Annotated in this window: 17 protein-coding genes and 1 tRNA gene; 11 read left to right on the top strand and 7 right to left on the bottom strand. The window is 57.9% G+C overall.

Annotated elements, in window-relative coordinates; translation table 11 throughout:
- Positions 1 to 40: 40 nt before the first annotated feature.
- On the bottom strand, positions 41 to 505 hold the full coding sequence (locus NLU14_RS08345; RefSeq protein ID WP_275705769.1) for a hypothetical protein: 465 nt from the start codon (positions 503 to 505) through the stop codon (positions 41 to 43).
- A gap of 8 nt (positions 506 to 513) precedes the next feature.
- A complete protein-coding gene (locus NLU14_RS08340) occupies positions 514 to 843 on the bottom strand; it encodes a hypothetical protein (RefSeq protein ID WP_275705768.1) in 330 nt (109 codons plus the stop codon).
- Between the two features lie 125 nt (positions 844 to 968).
- Here NLU14_RS08340 and NLU14_RS08335 point away from each other — a divergent pair, with 125 nt between their 5' ends.
- Both NLU14_RS08335 and NLU14_RS08330 read left to right on the top strand, forming a co-directional pair.
- Positions 969 to 1,394, top strand: coding sequence for a hypothetical protein (locus NLU14_RS08335; protein ID WP_275705767.1), 426 nt, complete (start codon positions 969 to 971; stop codon positions 1,392 to 1,394).
- A 27-nt stretch (positions 1,395 to 1,421) separates the two neighbouring features.
- On the top strand, positions 1,422 to 2,663 hold the full coding sequence (locus tag NLU14_RS08330; protein ID WP_275705766.1) for a saccharopine dehydrogenase family protein: 1,242 nt from the start codon (positions 1,422 to 1,424) through the stop codon (positions 2,661 to 2,663).
- 6 nt (positions 2,664 to 2,669) lie between these two features.
- Here NLU14_RS08330 and cydC read toward each other — a convergent pair whose 3' ends face one another.
- Genes cydC through NLU14_RS08310 form a run of 4 tightly spaced genes read right to left on the bottom strand, consistent with a single transcriptional unit; the run spans position 2,670 to position 8,384 of the window.
- Positions 2,670 to 4,286: a thiol reductant ABC exporter subunit CydC gene (gene cydC / locus NLU14_RS08325; protein ID WP_275705765.1), complete on the bottom strand. Its 1,617-nt coding sequence runs from the start codon at positions 4,284 to 4,286 to the stop codon at positions 2,670 to 2,672.
- Complete coding sequence (gene cydD / locus NLU14_RS08320; RefSeq protein ID WP_275705764.1) at positions 4,279 to 5,949, bottom strand: thiol reductant ABC exporter subunit CydD; 1,671 nt, start codon at positions 5,947 to 5,949, stop codon at positions 4,279 to 4,281. Before cydD ends, cydC begins: the two co-directional genes overlap by 8 nt.
- Complete coding sequence (gene cydB, locus NLU14_RS08315; RefSeq protein WP_275705763.1) at positions 5,950 to 6,951, bottom strand: cytochrome d ubiquinol oxidase subunit II; 1,002 nt, start codon at positions 6,949 to 6,951, stop codon at positions 5,950 to 5,952.
- A gap of 2 nt (positions 6,952 to 6,953) precedes the next feature.
- Positions 6,954 to 8,384: a cytochrome ubiquinol oxidase subunit I gene (locus NLU14_RS08310; protein WP_275705762.1), complete on the bottom strand. Its 1,431-nt coding sequence runs from the start codon at positions 8,382 to 8,384 to the stop codon at positions 6,954 to 6,956.
- A gap of 181 nt (positions 8,385 to 8,565) precedes the next feature.
- On the opposite strand from NLU14_RS08310, the gene NLU14_RS08305 reads away from it, so the two are divergent.
- The 5 genes from NLU14_RS08305 (at position 8,566) to NLU14_RS08285 (ending at position 12,258) form a co-directional block, all read left to right on the top strand.
- Positions 8,566 to 9,189: a class I SAM-dependent methyltransferase gene (locus NLU14_RS08305; RefSeq protein ID WP_275705761.1), complete on the top strand. Its 624-nt coding sequence runs from the start codon at positions 8,566 to 8,568 to the stop codon at positions 9,187 to 9,189.
- A gap of 98 nt (positions 9,190 to 9,287) precedes the next feature.
- Positions 9,288 to 9,374 (top strand) — tRNA-Leu (locus NLU14_RS08300).
- A 147-nt stretch (positions 9,375 to 9,521) separates the two neighbouring features.
- Positions 9,522 to 10,205 carry a response regulator transcription factor gene (locus NLU14_RS08295; RefSeq protein ID WP_275705760.1) on the top strand — a complete coding sequence of 228 codons (684 nt, stop codon included), beginning with the start codon at positions 9,522 to 9,524 and terminating at the stop codon, positions 10,203 to 10,205.
- Positions 10,195 to 11,454 (top strand): sensor histidine kinase, encoded by a 1,260-nt coding sequence (locus NLU14_RS08290; RefSeq protein WP_275705759.1) that lies wholly within the window; start codon positions 10,195 to 10,197, stop codon positions 11,452 to 11,454. The genes NLU14_RS08295 and NLU14_RS08290 overlap by 11 nt, the downstream gene beginning before the upstream one ends.
- A 75-nt stretch (positions 11,455 to 11,529) precedes the next feature.
- Positions 11,530 to 12,258, top strand: a complete 729-nt coding sequence (locus tag NLU14_RS08285) for a carbonic anhydrase (protein ID WP_275705758.1) — start codon at positions 11,530 to 11,532, stop codon at positions 12,256 to 12,258.
- A 91-nt stretch (positions 12,259 to 12,349) separates the two neighbouring features.
- On the opposite strand, the gene NLU14_RS08280 is transcribed toward NLU14_RS08285, so the two are convergent.
- Positions 12,350 to 13,375: a LacI family DNA-binding transcriptional regulator gene (locus NLU14_RS08280; RefSeq protein ID WP_275705757.1), complete on the bottom strand. Its 1,026-nt coding sequence runs from the start codon at positions 13,373 to 13,375 to the stop codon at positions 12,350 to 12,352.
- A 189-nt stretch (positions 13,376 to 13,564) separates the two neighbouring features.
- Between NLU14_RS08280 and NLU14_RS08275 the strand changes: the two genes are divergently transcribed.
- The 4 genes from NLU14_RS08275 to NLU14_RS08260 all read left to right on the top strand — a co-directional run bounded on the left by NLU14_RS08275 (position 13,565) and on the right by NLU14_RS08260 (position 17,040).
- The gene (locus NLU14_RS08275; RefSeq protein WP_275705756.1) at positions 13,565 to 14,881 is read left to right on the top strand and encodes an ABC transporter substrate-binding protein; all 1,317 of its coding nucleotides are present in this window, start codon (positions 13,565 to 13,567) and stop codon (positions 14,879 to 14,881) included.
- Positions 14,882 to 14,972: 91 nt separating this feature from the next.
- Positions 14,973 to 15,920, top strand: coding sequence for a carbohydrate ABC transporter permease (locus NLU14_RS08270; protein ID WP_275705755.1), 948 nt, complete (start codon positions 14,973 to 14,975; stop codon positions 15,918 to 15,920).
- Positions 15,917 to 16,855 carry a carbohydrate ABC transporter permease gene (locus NLU14_RS08265; protein WP_275705754.1) on the top strand — a complete coding sequence of 313 codons (939 nt, stop codon included), beginning with the start codon at positions 15,917 to 15,919 and terminating at the stop codon, positions 16,853 to 16,855. The genes NLU14_RS08270 and NLU14_RS08265 overlap by 4 nt, the downstream gene beginning before the upstream one ends.
- A complete protein-coding gene (locus NLU14_RS08260) occupies positions 16,852 to 17,040 on the top strand; it encodes a hypothetical protein (RefSeq protein ID WP_275705753.1) in 189 nt (62 codons plus the stop codon). The genes NLU14_RS08265 and NLU14_RS08260 overlap by 4 nt, the downstream gene beginning before the upstream one ends.
- Position 17,041 lies beyond the last annotated feature (1 nt).

Here is a 17,041-nt window from a genome sequence, read left to right as displayed (position 1 = left end):
TTTCTGACTTTCCGTAAAAAGGCACCTAATGGTGCCTTTTTTAATGTCTGTCTTTCGGCTTTTTCCGCGCCGTCAGATGCTTTTCCTTTTTACCGAAAAACAGGGTATCGGCCAGGATGTGCAGTGCCTTGTTGGTAGTGTGAACAGAACGGTAGATCTGGTTGCTGGTCTGGTCGTGGGTTTCCCGGGCCCGGCGGGCATTTTCCCGGAACTCCTCGTTGGTGGAAAAGCGGTCGATCAGACTGAAGGTTGTGGTGGTTATGGCCTTGTGCACTTTCTCAACCGCGCTGGTACCGTTCTTGACCGTCTCTTCCAGTAGCCGGGCACGGTTGCGGGTTTCCATCAAGTCCATACGGCTTTTCTGCAGGTGGCTGTTCGCCGAAATCTGCTGCGCCGTGAGAATGCGGAGTTGATGGGTATTGCGCCTGTGGTCGCGTAACGCAACGGCCAGCAAGCCCCCGGTGGTGAGAATGGCGGCGGAACTGAGCAGTGTCATGGCGTCCATAACGTCTCCTAGCGGTACTCCAGATTCATGTCCACGTCGATTTCCCTCTCTGCCAATTCCATCTCCAGTTCTTTCATCACTTCCTGGTAAACCAGCCGTTTCACCATAACGGGCAGCCGATCAGCCAGCATGCGGGCCGATTTCGACTCCCGCTTGGCCAGGGCGATCGGATCCCGCACCCGCAGCGTAAGTATTATTTCCGGTTCCCGTGTATTATCAGGGTCATAGCTCTCTGCCATCGCCTTGCCAATGGCCTGTTTCTGTAAGCGCACCTGCCAGAACAGCCAGGCACTCAGGATAGCGAGTATGAGGCTCAGTACCAGAAGCAGGGTGTTCAATGGGTTAACCTCCGGGATTCGGGTTCATTCAGTCTGAAAGAGTGTGCAGTATCGGTACGACGATTCGATTGGCCGATGCGACGCTTTTTTGCAATCTTCAGGGAAACAACTGCAAGGATAATGACATGATCTGGTTAAAAGCGTTTGTCAGTGGTTTGCTGGCGACCCTGATTTTCCATCAGGGCCTGTTTGCACTGTTCTACTTCGCAGGCATGGTGCCAGCAGCACCCTTTAATATGAACCCGGTACCGCCGCTCGGTGTCCCCGCTGTTTTTTCCCTGGCCTTTTTTGGCGGCCTCTGGGGGATGGTGCTCTGGGCTATTCTTGGCCGCCTCGCCGGCTTTAAGTTCTGGCTGGGTAATGTAATAGTAGGCGCCATCGGGCCGACAGCCGTTGCCATGCTTGTGGTCTTCCCGCTCAAAGGCCTTGCCGTTACTGCCCAGACCTGGGTCGGCGGGTTGATTCTCAATGGCTTCTGGGGCCTGGGTGTTGCGCTTTTCCTGGTATTGATGGGCGCAAAGGCCTCACGGTCGGCTTCTGCCAATTCATAACCGATCCTGACGGATTAAGGACAACGAATGAGCACAAAAACGGACACCGCTTACGATATCGTGGTATTTGGTGCCACCAGTTTCGTGGGGCAGATTCTCACCGGTTATCTGCTGGAAACCTATGGCGTCGGCCAGGACGTTCGCTGGGCCATCGCCGGGCGCTCTGAGAGCAAACTGAATACCCTGAAGCAGGATCTTGGCAAAGGCGTAGGGGAGTTGCCGGTGATTGTCGCGGATGCCGGCGACGAGAGCGCCCTCAAAGCCATGTGCGACCAGACCCGTGTAGTGATCTCCACCGTCGGCCCCTATGCGCTCTATGGCGAACCGCTGGTGAAAACCTGCGCTGAAACCGGAACCGATTATTGCGACCTGACCGGTGAAGTACAGTGGATTCGCAAGATGGTGGAAACCTACGAGGACAAAGCCAAGGAAACCGGAGCCCGCATCGTCCATTGCTGTGGCTTCGACTCCATCCCGTCAGACATGGGTGTCTGGTTCCTGCAGGAGAAGGCCGAGGAAACCTTTGGCACTCCCTGCCAGGACGTGCGCATGAGAGTGAAGGTCGCCAAAGGGGAGTTTTCCGGTGGCACCGTCGCCAGCATGATGAACGTGGCGAAGGAAGCCGCCGCCGACCCGAAGTTGCGCAAGGAGCTGGCGAACCCGTTCTCCATCTGCCCGCCTGAGCATCGCTCCAAAACCCGTCAGCCCAGCCTGAAAGGCGCTGAGTTCGACAGGGATTTCGGGGTCTGGCTGGCGCCTTTCGTGATGGGGGCTATCAACACCCGGGTTGTGCATCGCTCCAACGCGCTGCAGAACGCTCGCTATGGTAAGGAGTTCACCTACGACGAGGCCATGATGACCGGTCGCGGCACCAAGGGTCGTCTTGCGGCCTACGGTATTACCGGGGCCCTCGGTGGTTTCTTTACCGCGTCGGCCTTCAGGCCGACCCGCTGGGTGGTCGAGAAGTTCGTGCCCAAGCCGGGCGAGGGACCAAGCCCCGAAGCCCAGAAAAACGGCTTCTACGATCTGCGTTTCGTGGGTAAGACCGCCGATGGCAAAACCATCAAGACCAAGGTAACCGGTGACCGCGACCCGGGTTACGGTTCCACCGGAAAAATGCTGGGCGAGGCCGGAGTGAGCCTGGCGTTCGACGTGGATGGCGACAAGCAGGGTGGCTTCTGGACGCCCTCGTCACTTCTCAATGGCAAGCTCTTTGAGCGCCTTACCGCAAAGGCGGGCCTGACCTTTGAGGTGCTGGAAACCAGTTGAGGCTCTTCAACTGAGCCGGATGGTACGGTCGGAGGCAGGCAAGGCCTCCGGCGCGTGCCCCAGAGAAATGACGGTTCTGCCCTCCAGCCACTGTTTCATTCCCGTCGCAATACTGGCCCTGGTGTGGGTATCCACACCGGTAAAAGGCTCATCCAGAATCAGCAGAGGCGCCTCGTTCAGCAGCACTCGCGCCAGTGCAATGCGCCGGGCCTCGCCTCCGGATAACTGGCTGCCCATGGAACCCAGCCAGGTATTGAGCTGCGCGGGTTCGTGAACAAACCGGTCTGACATCGCCACCAGTTCCAGCACTCGCCATAGCTCGGCATCGGAGGCGTCTGGCTGGCCAATCAGCAGGTTGGCTTTCAGGGTATCGTCGAACAGAACGGTCTTCTGGGTCAGGTAGGCAGCCGGTATATGGCGAACGGTACCGGACGCCGGTTGCTCCAACCCTGCCATCACCTCGGCGAGTGACGACTTGCCGGCGCCAGAGCTGCCAATGATTCCAACCCATTGGCCTTTCTGAACCGCGAAATCAAAATGACTGAGCACGGGTGCATGGTCACCGAACCGGATGGTGACCTGATCAAGCTCCAGGGCATGGTCTCTGTCCACCGGGGCCTTGCAGTCAGTGCGCTGGTCCTGAGCGGGTGCAGTACAGTCCTGGTTCAACCGGGCCGCCGACGCCAGGGTTCCCCCCAGCCGCGCAAAGGCATCCGGGAGCATCGAATAGATTTCCTGGAGCCCCAGAAGCGCGATGGGAAGCAATACAACCATCGGCCCCGAGATTGCACCACCCTGGAACAGTGCAAGCCCCACCCACAAAGCAAGCACCACCGCCAGGTTTACCATCACCTGCGATAGCCCCAGGTTCCATCCGGTGCGGGTGTCGGCGCGGGCCTCGTTGCGGTTAATCTGGCCCGCCTGGCGCAGGCAGAGGGCGGCGTGCTTGCCGGTGCGGCCCGCTGCCGTAAGTTCTCCAAAGCCCTCAATGTGTTCAATCACATCGGTGCGTACCCGTTCGCGGGCATCGGTCTGCTGGTAAACCAGGTAGCGGGTACGCAGGTAGACCGCAACCGTAGCGACCAAAAAGGCAGGAATCAGCACCAACGCCAGGCCAATAGCCAGCTCGACCTGATACACCACCCAAGCGGCCACAAGCAGCATGGCGGTTACCAGTGCTGCAAGGGCCGTCGGTGCGATCAGTCGAAGGTACAGGGTGTCAAGGGCGTCCACATCACTGGTCAGCCTGGACAACCATTGGGGCCCCCGCAACTGTGTTCTGCGTTTCCGACCTGCGACGGACAACTGCTTGAACAGCGTGACGCGGATATCGGTGAGCAGGCGCAGCACGGTATCGTGGTTGTAAACCCGCTCAGCGTAGCGGGCGACCGTACGCGCCACGGCAAAGAAACGAATCCCTCCGCCAGGAACATACAGGTTGAGCGATGCCTGCACGCCGGCTGCCAGCAGAATGCCCGTAAGTGCCGTAGCGGTGATAAACCAGCCGGACAACGCCAGCAGGCCCATGCCCGCAAGCAGGGTCGCCAGTATCAGCGCGCCGCCGATCACCAGGCGGCCGGGGCGGCGGAAAATCAGGGCCAGCCAGGGCGTGAGCTCATGCATCCCGAACACCTCCCTCTGTCACCAGCAGTGTGCGGTTTGCCAGCGTCAGCAAGGCCTGGTGATGGGTGGCAAAAACCAGGGTTTTACCGGCCTGGGCCAGTTTGTGGAGCGCTTCCAGCACGTAGATCTCACTGTCGCTGTCCAACCCGGCCGTGGGTTCATCCAGCAGTATCAGGTCGTAATTGGCAACGAATACCCGTGCCAGGCTCAGCCGCCGCGCCTGCCCGCCGGACAAACCCTGGCCATCCTCGGTAATGGCACTGTAGATGCCCCGCTTTCGACTACTGAGCAGGCCTTCAAGGCCAACATGATGCAGTGCCGTTTCAATGGCGATGTCGGTGGCGCCCGGAGTGGTAAGGCGGAGATTGTCAGCCCAGGTGCCGTGCACCAGGAAAGGCGACTGCCCCAGCCACCCAAAGGTCTGTTCTCCAGGCCGGTCACCGAACACCAAAATGTGGCCGTGGTCCGGCTGCATAAAGCCCGCCAACAGGTAGAGCAGGGATGACTTGCCACCACCGGAAGGGCCAGTGAGCGCGATGACGTCGCCTTGGTTAATCACCAGCGATACCCGGTCCAGAATCGGTCGTGCGATATCATAGGCCAGGGATACGTCGCGAATGGCGATGATGTCCGGCGATTCCGGCTGGTGCGCCGGTTCTGCGGGCTCCCCTGCCGGATCACCATTCTGCAGTCGGTCCACAATCTCCGCGCTGGCGCCCATGGCCGCGGCACGATCATGATAGTGCTGGGACAGCAGCCGCAGGGGTTGGAAAAACTCCGGCGCCAGCAACAGGATCAGCAGCCCCGAAAACAGGGTAAGCTCCCCGGCTGGCCCGAAGCTGATGTATCCCAATAGCCCGAAGCCGATGTAAATCGCCACAACGGCAATGGCCACCGAGGAGAAGAACTCAAGCACCGCCGACGACAGGAAGGCGATCTTCAGGGTTTTCATGGTAATGCGGCGGTAATCGTCCGACCGTTTGCGCAGAGTCTCCGCCGCCGGTGCTGTCTGCCCGAACAACTGCAGAGTGGTGAGCCCTCGCACCTTGTCCAGGAACTGCCCCGAAAGCCGGCCAATGGTCTGGAAGTGCTGCTGGTTCAGCTTTTCCGCACCCATCCCCACCAATGCCATGAACAGCGGGATGAGGGGGGCGGACAGCAACAGGAACACACCGGCCAGCCAGTCCAGTGAGAACACCACCACCAGGATGATCATTGGTACAATCACCGCAAGCATCATCTGGGGCAGGAAACGGGCGAAATAGCCGTGCAGGGCATCGGTGTGATCCAGCCATTCCCTGGCCAGGGTGCCGGCGGAGGTCTGGCCAATGGCAACAGGCCCACTGGCCTGCCAGCAACGGTTGATCTGATGCCTTACCTCGCTGCGTACTGTGCGGCTGCAGCGTGCCGCATAACGGGCCTGAAGCCCCTGGGCAACACCCCTGATCAGGATGGCGGCGATGGCACCGGTGAACAGCAGGGAAAGTTCATCAACTGGTACCTTCTCAACGATGCCCTGATGGACAATCCCTGCCAGCAGTGCCATCTGTACAATGGTGGCAATGCCCACCACGACACCCGCCGATACCGTCGCCAGGATCAGCGGCCGGCTGTGGGCGGATAGCCCGCCCAACCAACGCCTTGCCACGGCCTGCTCAACCACCTAGTGGTAGCCCTCCCCAGCGCGCACCTTGCCGCGGAACACCCAATAGGTCCAGGCGGTATAGGCCAGCACTATGGGAATCACAAACAGCAGCCCGAGCAGCAGGAACAGCTGGGAACCGTAGGCGGAAGAGGCATCCCACAGCGTATACTCCGGCGGCACCACATAGGGCCAGCGACTGACAATCAACCCCAGGTAAGTGAAAATAAACAACCCCACGGTGGCCACGAAGGGCATGCCCTCAAACCGGTTGCGCACGGAGCGATACACCTGGAACGCGCAGAGCAGGGCGAGTACCGGCAGTATCCAGATAATGGTGATATTGGAGAACCAGCGGTCCTTCACCATCTCGTCCACAAACGGTGTCCAGATACTGATCAGTGCGAACACGCCCAGCACGCCCAGCAACAGTGGAATGGTGATCCTGTAGGCCCACTCCTGCAGGCGCCCCTCGGTTTTCATAATCAGCCAGGTAGAGCCCAGCAGGGCGTACCCTGCCATTAGCCCGAAGCCGGTCAGAACCGTGAATGGCGTCAGCCAGTCCAGCGCACCGCCGGTGTATACCCGGTTGGTAATCTCGAAGCCCTGGATATAGGCCCCGACCACAGCGCCCTGCGCAAAGGACGCCACCGTTGAACCACCGGCGAAGGCCCAGTTCCAGAGGTAACGAGAGGTATTGGCCTTGAAGCGGAACTCAAACGCCACCCCACGAAAGATCAGGCCAGCCAGCAACAGGAACACGCCAATGTACAGTGCTGGCAGGATGGTGGAATAGACCAGGGGGAACGCGGCCAACAGGCCAGCGCCACCCAGCACCAGCCAGGTCTCGTTGCCATCCCAGACCGGAGCCACGGAATTCATCATGGTGTCCCGGTCCTCTTCTTTTGGCGCGAAGGGGAAGAGAATGCCAATGCCCAGGTCAAAACCGTCCATCAGCACATACATAATGATGCCGAAACCGATAATAAATGCCCAGATAAGGGCCAGATCGAACTGTTCCATAATCAGTGGCCTCCCTGGTTCAGTGGCTTGTGGCTACCGTTGTCATCGATCTCAAACGGTACATGGCTGGCAGAGAAGGGGCGTTTCGGCCTGTCGGCCTCATTCTCCTCCTCGAATTCGTTGTCCTCAATGCCCACATAGAGGACACGCATCAGGTAATAAACGCCCGCACTGAACACCAAAGAATAGACCACGATGTAACCAATCAGTGAAAACAGCGCCATACCGCCAGTCAACGAAGGGGTGACAGCCTCACTATGGCTCATCAGCCCGTACACCAGCCAGGGCGCGCGGCCGATTTCCGTCACGAACCATCCGGCCAGTACCGCCACGAAGGGCGTCAGGCTCATCAAGCGCAACCCCTGAAGGAACCAGGGTGTGCGCCAGTAGCGGCCACCGGCTCGCAACGCCAGGCCCGTAAAAGCGAACAGGATCATCAATACGCCTAGGCCAACCATCACCCGGAACGACCAGAACACGATCGCCACCGGCGGTTGCTCATCCACTGCCACCTCGTTCAGCCCGGGCACTTCGCCATCCCATTCGTGGGTGAGTATCAGGCTGGCCAGGCTGGGAATGCCCACCTCGAAGTGATTGGTCTGGTTTTCCTGGTCCGGAATGGCGAACAGCAGCAGTGGCACGTTGCGGGAAGTCTCCCAGTTGCCTTCCATCGCCGCTACCTTCATGGGCTGGTGTTCTAATGTGTTCAGGCCATGGAAATCCCCGATAACCGCCTGGGTGGGAGCAAGAACCAGAATCAGCCACAGGCTCATGGACAGCGCGCGCCGGTTCGCCTCCACCTCACGCTTGCGGAGCAGGTACCAGGCACTGACACCCGCCACCACGAACGAGCCGGTCAGGAACGACGCTACCACCATGTGGGCAAAGCGGTAGGGGAAGGACGGGTTAAAAATCGCCTCGCTCCAGGAGGTGACAAAGAACACCCCGTCCCGGAATTCCGTACCGGCGGGGGTGTGCATCCAGCTATTGGCGGAGAGTATCCAGAACGACGAGATAAAGGTACCGGTTGCCACCATCACCGCCGCAAACAGGTGAACCCCTGCGGGCACCTTGTCACGGCCGAATAAAAGCACGCCAAGGAAAGATGCCTCCAGGAAGAAGGCCGTCACCACCTCGTAGCTCAGCATCGGCCCCAGGAAGTTGGCGGACGCCTGGGCAAAATTGCTCCAGTTGGTGCCGAACTGGAACGACATCACAATGCCCGACACCACACCCATACCGAACACCACAGCGAACACCTTGGTCCAGAAGGCAGAGAGCTTCACCCAGGCCGGGTTATTCGTTTTGAACGCCAAACCTTCCAGCACGGCGATATAGGACGCCAGCCCGATGGTAAACACAGGGAATATGGCGTGGAAGGACACCACAAACGCGAACTGGATTCGCGATAGAATAATGGGATCAAGCTCCATGCGGAACCTCCGGACACTACAGTGAACACAATAAACGGACACGGCGCCCGTTTGGCCGCTGCCTTGACTGGATTGTAGTGTTGTTTTCGCCGGCAGATGGTTACCATGCTACCAATAGCATGGCGGAAACCAAGGGACAGAATGTCGCACCTATTGATTTAAGACAAGCACGGGGATAACCATGGGCTTTTACGACGAACGAATACTGCCGCACCTGATCGACTATTCCTGCTCCGTAGGGCCGGTGATGAAACTGCGCAGCCAGGTCGTTCCCCGGGCAACGGGCACCGTGCTGGAGGTAGGCATGGGCTCCGGAATCAATCTCGAATTCTACAACCCCGACACAGTAAGCCTGGTCTACGGACTGGAGCCGTCCGAAGGCATGCGGCGCAAGGCCCAGGCCAATCTCGCCAAATCCCCCGTTAACGTGGAATGGCTGGACCTGCCCGGCGAGAAGATCCCACTACCGGATGACAGCGTAGATACCGTACTGCTGACCTTCACCCTGTGCACCATCCCGGATTGGCGGGCCGCCCTGGACCAGATGAAACGGGTGCTCAAGCCCGGTGGCGAACTGCTGTTCCTGGAACACGGCCAGTCCCCGGACCAGGGCGTTCGAAAGTGGCAACACCGCATCACCCCGGGCTGGAAGAAAATTGCCGGCGGCTGCCACCTGAACCGCCCGATCACAGAACTGATCCAGGAAGCGGGTTTCGACATCACCGAACTGGAAAACTGTTACCTACCAAAGGCACCGAAATTCGCCGGCTATATCTACAAGGGCAGGGCGCAGCGGCCCGCCTAACCCGGCTTCACCATCCTCACCCGCAATCCCAATTGCGTTACCGGGCAGGGCCTTATACAATCCTGCCCCTCAAAAGCTCCTCACAACCCCCTCCGAATGCCCGGATGGTGGAATAGGTAGACACAAGAGACTTAAAATCTCTCGGCCGTAAGGCTGTGCCGGTTCGATTCCGGCTCCGGGCACCATATTCCGCTCAAAACTGATTCTCAGCCAAGGGCAGTACCTGACGAATGTCTAACGCCGTTTCCTGAAAAATAACGGGAACGCTACCAGTGGATGGTGGACAATAGACATTGTTCCGAATGCCGTTTTGGATGTTAGACGGAAAACCCATGCATGTGCTGATCATTGAGGATAATCCGGATATTGTCGCGAACTTGTACGGCTATCTGGAACCGCTTGGCTATACGCTGAACGTGGCGCGCACTGGCAAGGCCGGGGTCTGCTGCGCAACGGAGTCCATCCATGATGCGATTGTCCTCGACCTGTCACTGCCGGGCATGGATGGCGTGGAGGTGTGCCGCACGCTTCGATGTGAGCATCGGCTGGCGACGCCGATTCTGATGCTGACCGCGCGTGACACGGTGCATGATAAGCTGACCGGATTCGAGGTCGGCGCCGACGATTACCTGGTCAAACCTTACTCACTCCCGGAACTGGATGCGCGCCTGAAAGCCCTTGTACGCCGTGCGCGCAACGAGCATGTGCAGTCAGTTCTGACCTTTGGTGATCTTCAACTGGATACCAGCACCGGCCAGTCCACACGCGCCGGCCAGGCACTGGAGCTGACGCCGACCGGCTACAAGATCCTCGTCGCACTAATGCGTGTCGCGCCGGCGTTGCTGCCTCGTGAAGCGCTTGAGCGCGAAGTGTGGGGTGACAATCCACCGGACAGCGATGCCTTGCGTACTCATATTCATACGTTGCGCCAGGCGCTCGACAAACCGTTTTCCCATTCGATGCTGCTGACCCTGCCGGGTACAGGCTATCGACTCGTGGTGCCCGGTGAAGCCTAGACTTTCGCTCAAAAAGCGCATTACGCTCACCTATATCCTGCTCGCAGTTGCGGTAGCCGGCGCCTTTAGTCTGGTTACCTATATCTCGGTGAAAGTCATTGAAGAGCAGGTCATCGATGCGCGACTGGCAAAGATGGCCAATCGGCTGATTGAATTCCATCAGAAGGGGCATATGCCGGATGCGCCACCGGACGTGCGATTCCTCATTGATGAAGCTATTCCGACAGAGCTGAGGGCATTGTCCGCCGGCATCCATGAGCTACCGATCAGCGATCGGCATGTTCACGCGTTGCTGCGCGATCACGATGCCAGCCGTTATGCCGTGGTACAGGAAGTCGAAGAGCTCGAGCATACTGAACTGGTCATTCTCCTTTCCCTGGCCATCGGTTTTGTGTTCAGCGTCCTGTTAGCCGGGATCCTCGGCGTGTTGAGTGCCCGCAGTACGATCGCGCCGGTCGCTGCGCTTGCCGATGCTGTTTCCCGCAACGCCGGGCCAACCGAATTGCCTTCACTGCGTGCGCACGATGAAATTGGCGTCTTGGCGCGGGCCTTCGCCAAGCGCACCGATGAACTCCAGCAAATCCTGCATCGCGAGCGATTGTTCACCGGCGACGTCAGCCATGAGTTGCGCACGCCATTGACCGTCATACTGGGTGCGGCAGAAGTGCTGGCTTCGCAGCTATCAGGGCAGCCGGCGCAATACACTACCGCTGAGCGCATCCGGCGTGTGGTGGACGAGACCGCGCAACGGGTGAGTGCACTGCTCCTGCTTTCACGTGGCCCGGAATCCCTGGATGCGCCTCGTACTGCGCTTAACCCTATTATTGAATCGGAAATGGAACGTTGCAGGCCGCTACTGCGGGATAAGGAAGTCGAATGCAGGCTGGAATGGTCTGAACAGGTCTCGACCCTTGTGCGCCCGGAACTGGCCGGTATCGTAATCGGCAACTTGCTGCGTAACGCATGCAGGCACACGGAACAGGGCCTGGTTTGCGTCGAACTTGCCGCTGGCAGCCTGGTGATTGAAGACACCGGCACAGGCATCCCAGAAAACGTGCGCGAGCGATTGTTTGAACGGTTCGTCCACGGTGATGACCGGCCGGCACATGAAGGTGCGGGGCTGGGGCTGTCGATCGTAAAACGTGTGGCGGATCATATCGGCTGGGACATCCACCTTGAAATTCCGCAAGGCGGGGGAACCCGGTTTGTGCTGTCCTTTCCTTCTGTGCCCTCGGTTGAACCCTCCTGACATACCTTAACGCGGCCTTAACGCCGGGCCCTCTATCTTGTCGACTCCCTAAACAAAGTATTCGAGAGGAGAATCATGAAAAGAGCATTGATTGCAGTTGGTATGCTGTTGTTTTCAAGCTTTGCATTCAGCGGTAATGGTGCAGCCTGGGACTATACCGGCGACACAGGGCCCGACAACTGGGCGAAACTCAGCCCCGAATACGGCGCATGCGCAGGGAGCAATCAGTCGCCCATTAACCTGGCGGGCTTCATAGACGCCAAGTTGGAGCCTGTTTTCTTCAAGTATGGGGCTGGCAGTTCAGAGATCCTGAATAACGGCCATACCGTTCAGGTAAACACGCTTCCGGGTAGCACCATCGCCGTTGATGGCATCGAGTTCGAGCTCAAGCAGTTCCACTTTCACGTGCCGAGCGAAAACCAGATACATGGCAAGTCGTACCCCATGGAAGGTCACCTGGTCCATGCTGACAACGATGGCAACCTGGCTGTCGTAGCGGTTATGGTTACCGAAGGTGAGGAAAATACGGCGCTTGCAAAGGCGTGGGCACAGATGCCCGAAAAAGGGGAGGTAAAAGCCCTGACATCAGACATCTCTCCTCTGGAAATCCTGCCGAAAGAGCATGATTACTACCGCTTTAACGGCTCGTTAACCACCCCACCTTGCTCAGAGGGTGTGCGCTGGTTGGTGATGAAGCAACCGATCTCAGCGTCCAAGGCGCAGATCGACCAGTTCCTGCAGGTTATGCACCATCACAACAACCGCCCCATCCAGTCAACCAACGCACGCCCAGTGTTGGAATAACACCGGATTCAGGCGGGGGCGGGTAGAGTCGCCTCCGCCACTGAGCCGACCACGGTGTCTCCGCACGTCCTTGGCTTTTCCTCAACATGGATCAGTAAAGATTATCCGCGATCAGTATTTCAATTCGTGTTTTTTCCTGTGAGGCCAGGGTAGGTCGGTTTTCGCATTTAGCGCGAAGAATCCGGACCGCACTTCTTACCAGGTGCCCAGGGTTCTGGGCAACCAGCGCGTCAAGCTTTCGATCCCTTAGGGCCGCCACAGTGGAGGGGGTCTTCTCATGGGCGATGGTTACCAAGTCTTCATCGGTTCTGAACTGGCTAAGCATTTCAAGTGGAACCCGGGCCTCCGACCCCATCATATAAATGCCGACAAGGTCCGGTTGACTGGCCATAATGGTCCGGATGATTCGCTGTGTTCGTTCCGGATCAGCGTAGGTTTCAAGGGTCGGTAACACTCTCAGGTTGGCAAAATCGTGGTTGATGACATCGTCGAACCCCAGCCGCCTTTCCAGACTGTCCCGTGCCTGCACTGTGTCGGTAATAACGGCCACAACGCCCTGTTGTGCGCAAACAAAGCGTCCCATCAGCCGTCCGGCCGTAGCCCCTGCTGCGCGGTTATCAATGCCAACGAACACGTCGTTTTCATCGTTCTGCTGATTGGAAATAAAAGGAATTGTCAGTATGCCGCGCTCCCGCATGCGCAAGATGGCATCCCGAATCTGGGGCGTTTCCGGGGCCATGATGGCAATGCCATCGAAATCCTCGGTCTTCAGTCGTGAAAGCGATGCGGCGGCCTTGTGTGGGTCCTGTTCGTCGATACGAATTGTTTTTACGCTCATCATTTCGGCACGACCGGCCCTTTGGATCTCGCGGATGCGCTCCATGATCTCATCCAGAAATTCATCACCCTCTTTTGGCAGGACAAATCCGAAACGATAACCTCGCTTTCTGGCCAGTGTCGCGGCCACCTGATTGCGTTCGAAGCCGATTTTCTGGATAGCGTTGTTAACCGCATCCACGGTTTTCTTGCGAACGCCCGGGCGCCCGTTCAAAACACGGTCTACTGTAGCCAGGCTTACACCTGCCGCTTGCGCCAGGTCTTTTGTCGTCGGTCTCATGCTGTCCTTATTCTTCGGGAACTCTTTCAACTCAGGGCCTTGTACTGTGATTTTAAAGTTAGCGCAAGTTTCTGATGTGCGCACCTCAGAATTTTATTGACATGAGGTGCGTACCTCAACTAGCTTGAAATGACAACACAACAATTCGCGACCCATGAGCCGCGACAGCCCCCAGTGAGGACATCAACAATGAACAAGAAACTGACTTACACCGTGGCTTCATTCGCGATGGCAGCCGCCGCCAGCTCGGCCCAGGCAGAGGAACTGACACTCTGCTGGGCGGCATGGGACCCGGCTAACGCATTAACTGAGCTCAGCAAGGACTTCGAGCAGCAATCCGGCCATAAAATGAGTTTCGAATTCGTACCCTGGCCCAATTTTGCCGACCGCATGCTGAATGAACTGAATTCCGGCGGACAGCTCTGTGACCTGATGATCGGCGACAGCCAATGGATCGGCGGGGGTGCAGAAAGCGGACACTACGTGAAACTCAATGAGTTCTTTGAGAAAAACGGCATCTCCATGGACGACTTCATTCCGGCAACGGTTACCGGTTACGCCGAATGGCCCAAAGGCACGCCAAACTATTATGCGCTGCCTGCGTTTGGCGACGTTGTTGGCTGGACCTACCGCCGCGATTGGTTTGAGCGGCCTGAACTACGGGCGGAATTTCGGGAAAAATATGGTCGTGACCTGGAGGCGCCCGCCACACTCGAGGAGCTGAAAGACATCGCCCAGTTCTTCCAGGGCCGGACCATTGACGGCAATACGGTCTATGGCGCTTCCATCTACACTGAGCGGGGTTCCGAAGGCATCACCATGGGCGCAACCAACGCTCTGTATAACTATGGGTTCGAATATCAGAACCCGGACAATCCCTATGAACTGGAAGGCTATGTGAACTCCCCGGGCGCCGTCGCAGGGCTTGAGTACTATAAGGAGCTTTACAAAACCGGCACGCCTCCGGGATCCTCCAACTGGTACATGAGCGAGAACATCGACGCCTACAAATCCGGTCAGGTGGCAATGCAGATGAACTTTGCATTCATCTGGCCGGGCGTGCACGCCGACCCCAATGTCGGTGGTGAGCGTTCAGGTTACTTCCCCAATCCTGCCGGCCCCGCGGGCCAGTATGCACAGCTTGGGGGGCAGGGTATTTCGGTGGTGGCCTATTCCGAAAAACAGGAAGCCGCACTCGAATACATTCGCTGGTTTGCTCAACCTGAGGTCCAGGCCCGCTGGTGGGAGTTGGGTGGCTATTCTGCGCTCAAAGCCGTGGTTGAAGATCCGGATTTCGCCAGCAGCCAGCCTTATGCCCAGACCTTCCTGGACTCCATGGCCATCGTGAAGGACTTCTGGGCCGAGCCCGCCTATGCCGAGCTTCTATTGGCCATGCAGGCTCGCCTGCATACTTACGTCGTCGCCGGGTCTGGCACTGCCAAGGAGGCGCTGGATGGTGTCGTCCGGGACTGGACTGAGACCTTCGAATACGAGGGCAAGCTGTAACACCTGCCATCATTGAACGCTCCGACCTACCTGAGAACCCAGTCCACCGTGGAGAGCTTCCTGGCTCTCTGCGGTGAGAGGACCCGAGCTCATGATTCAGTCTCAAATCAGCAAAGCAGCTGAGGCAACACCAGAACCTGTGGCAAGGCGCATCCGCGGATTATCCGACCGTTCCATCGCCTGGATATTTGTTGCACCTACGATTTTTCTGCTACTGGCCGTCAATATCTACCCACTGCTGCGAACCATCTGGCTGAGCTTCACCAACTACCGCGTAAACCGCCCGAACAACGACGTTGACTGGGTTGGTTTACGCAACTACGAACGCATCCTCTCGGATCCGGATATCTGGAACACCATGCAGGCTACCGCGCATTTTCTGTTCTGGACCATCCTGATCCAGGTGCTGATTGGTTTCACGCTGGCCTATCTGATCAACAAGAAATTCAAGGGCAACAACCTTTGGACCACCATCATAGTGCTGCCAATGATGCTGTCACCTGCGGTGGTGGGCAATTTCTGGACATTCCTGTACCAGCCTCAGATCGGCCTGTTCAATTACGCGGTAGGGTTCCTGACCGGCACCGATCCGGCGAGCTTTTCCATGATTGGCGATGTGAACCTGGCGCCCTGGGCTATCGTGATTGCCGACACCTGGATGTGGACGCCGTTCGTCATGCTGATTTGCCTCGCAGGCCTGCGATCGATTCCGGAGAGTCTTTATGAGGCCGCCGAGTGCGACCGCGCCAGCCACTGGCGACAGTTCTGGACCATAACCGTTCCCATGGTGCTGCCATTTCTGATGTTGGCGGTACTGTTTCGGGGCATCGAGAACTTCAAGATGTTCGACTTGGTAGTGCAGTTGACCGGTGGCGGCCCCGGATCGGTGACTGAACTGACTTCCATCAATCTCAAACGTGAAGCCTTCGAAAAATGGCGTACCGGCTATTCCTCCGCCTATGCGGTGATCCTGTTCGTCACTGTTTTCGGGTTGGCGTCAATCTACGTAAAAGCCCTCAATAAGGTGAAACAGAGATGAAGGCCTCAGTTATGGAGCCATCCGGGCGCACCAAGTGGGTCGCGAGCATTCTGGTGGTCGGTTATGCGCTGATCACCATCATCCCCCTGCTGTGGATCATCGCGACCGGCTTCAAGTCGCCGTCAGACGCCATTGCCTACCCGCCCAAAGTGGTCTTTGACCCCACGCTGGAAGGCTATGTAAACCTGTTTACCGAACGCACCCGCGCCACCGAAGAAACGCTGGCCCAGGTGAGTGAAGGAGCCACCTGGTATGAAGCCATCGTTCACGACCAGGGCATGGTGATTGCCGGCCCGTCCCGGTATGGCGAACGGTTCATGAACTCGGTGATTATCGGGTTTGGCTCGACGGCCCTGTGCATGATCCTGGGAACGGCCGCTGCCTATGCCTTCAGTCGTTTCCGGGTGCCGCTCAAGGATGACCTTCTGTTTTTCATCCTGTCCACCCGGATGATGCCACCCATTGCCGTGGCCATCCCCATCTTCCTTATGTTCCGCAGCCTGGGTCTGAACGACACCCATCTGGGCATGATTCTGCTTTACACCGCCGTAAACCTGTCACTGTCGGTCTGGCTACTGAAGGGCTTCATTGACGAAATCCCGATCGAATACGAGGAAGCGGCCCTGATTGACGGTTACACCCGGTTCCAGGCCTTCTACAAGGTGGTACTGCCGCAGGCTGCCACCGGCATTGCCTCCACTGCCATTTTCTGCCTGATTTTTGCGTGGAATGAGTATGCTTTTGCGGTGTTACTGACGTCGGGTACCGCACAGACTGCGCCACCGTTCATTCCCACCATTATTGGTGTTAGCGGCAAAGACTGGCCTGCGGTGGCCGCCGGCGCCACTGTCTTCCTGGTACCGGTCATGGTGTTCACCATTCTTTTGCGCAAGCACCTGTTGCGCGGCATTACTTTTGGAGCGGTTCGCAAATGAATGCTTTTATTCGTGGCCTTCTGGACATCCGCCGCGGCCCCTGGGAAATGGTGGCATCCGTGCTGATTGGAGTGGGGGTGCTGATGCTGATGCAGCCGTTCTGGATGACGCTCTACACCTATTCTTTCATTGTCATTCTGGTTGGCACGGTGATGTTTCTCACCGTCAGCCACTTCCCGGAGTAGC

The organism is Marinobacter iranensis (assembly GCF_029207565.1).
In the GTDB taxonomy this organism is placed as follows: domain Bacteria; phylum Pseudomonadota; class Gammaproteobacteria; order Pseudomonadales; family Oleiphilaceae; genus Marinobacter; species Marinobacter iranensis.
Note: the sequence above shows the minus strand (reverse complement) of the source record. Positions and strands in the feature narration are given on the sequence as shown.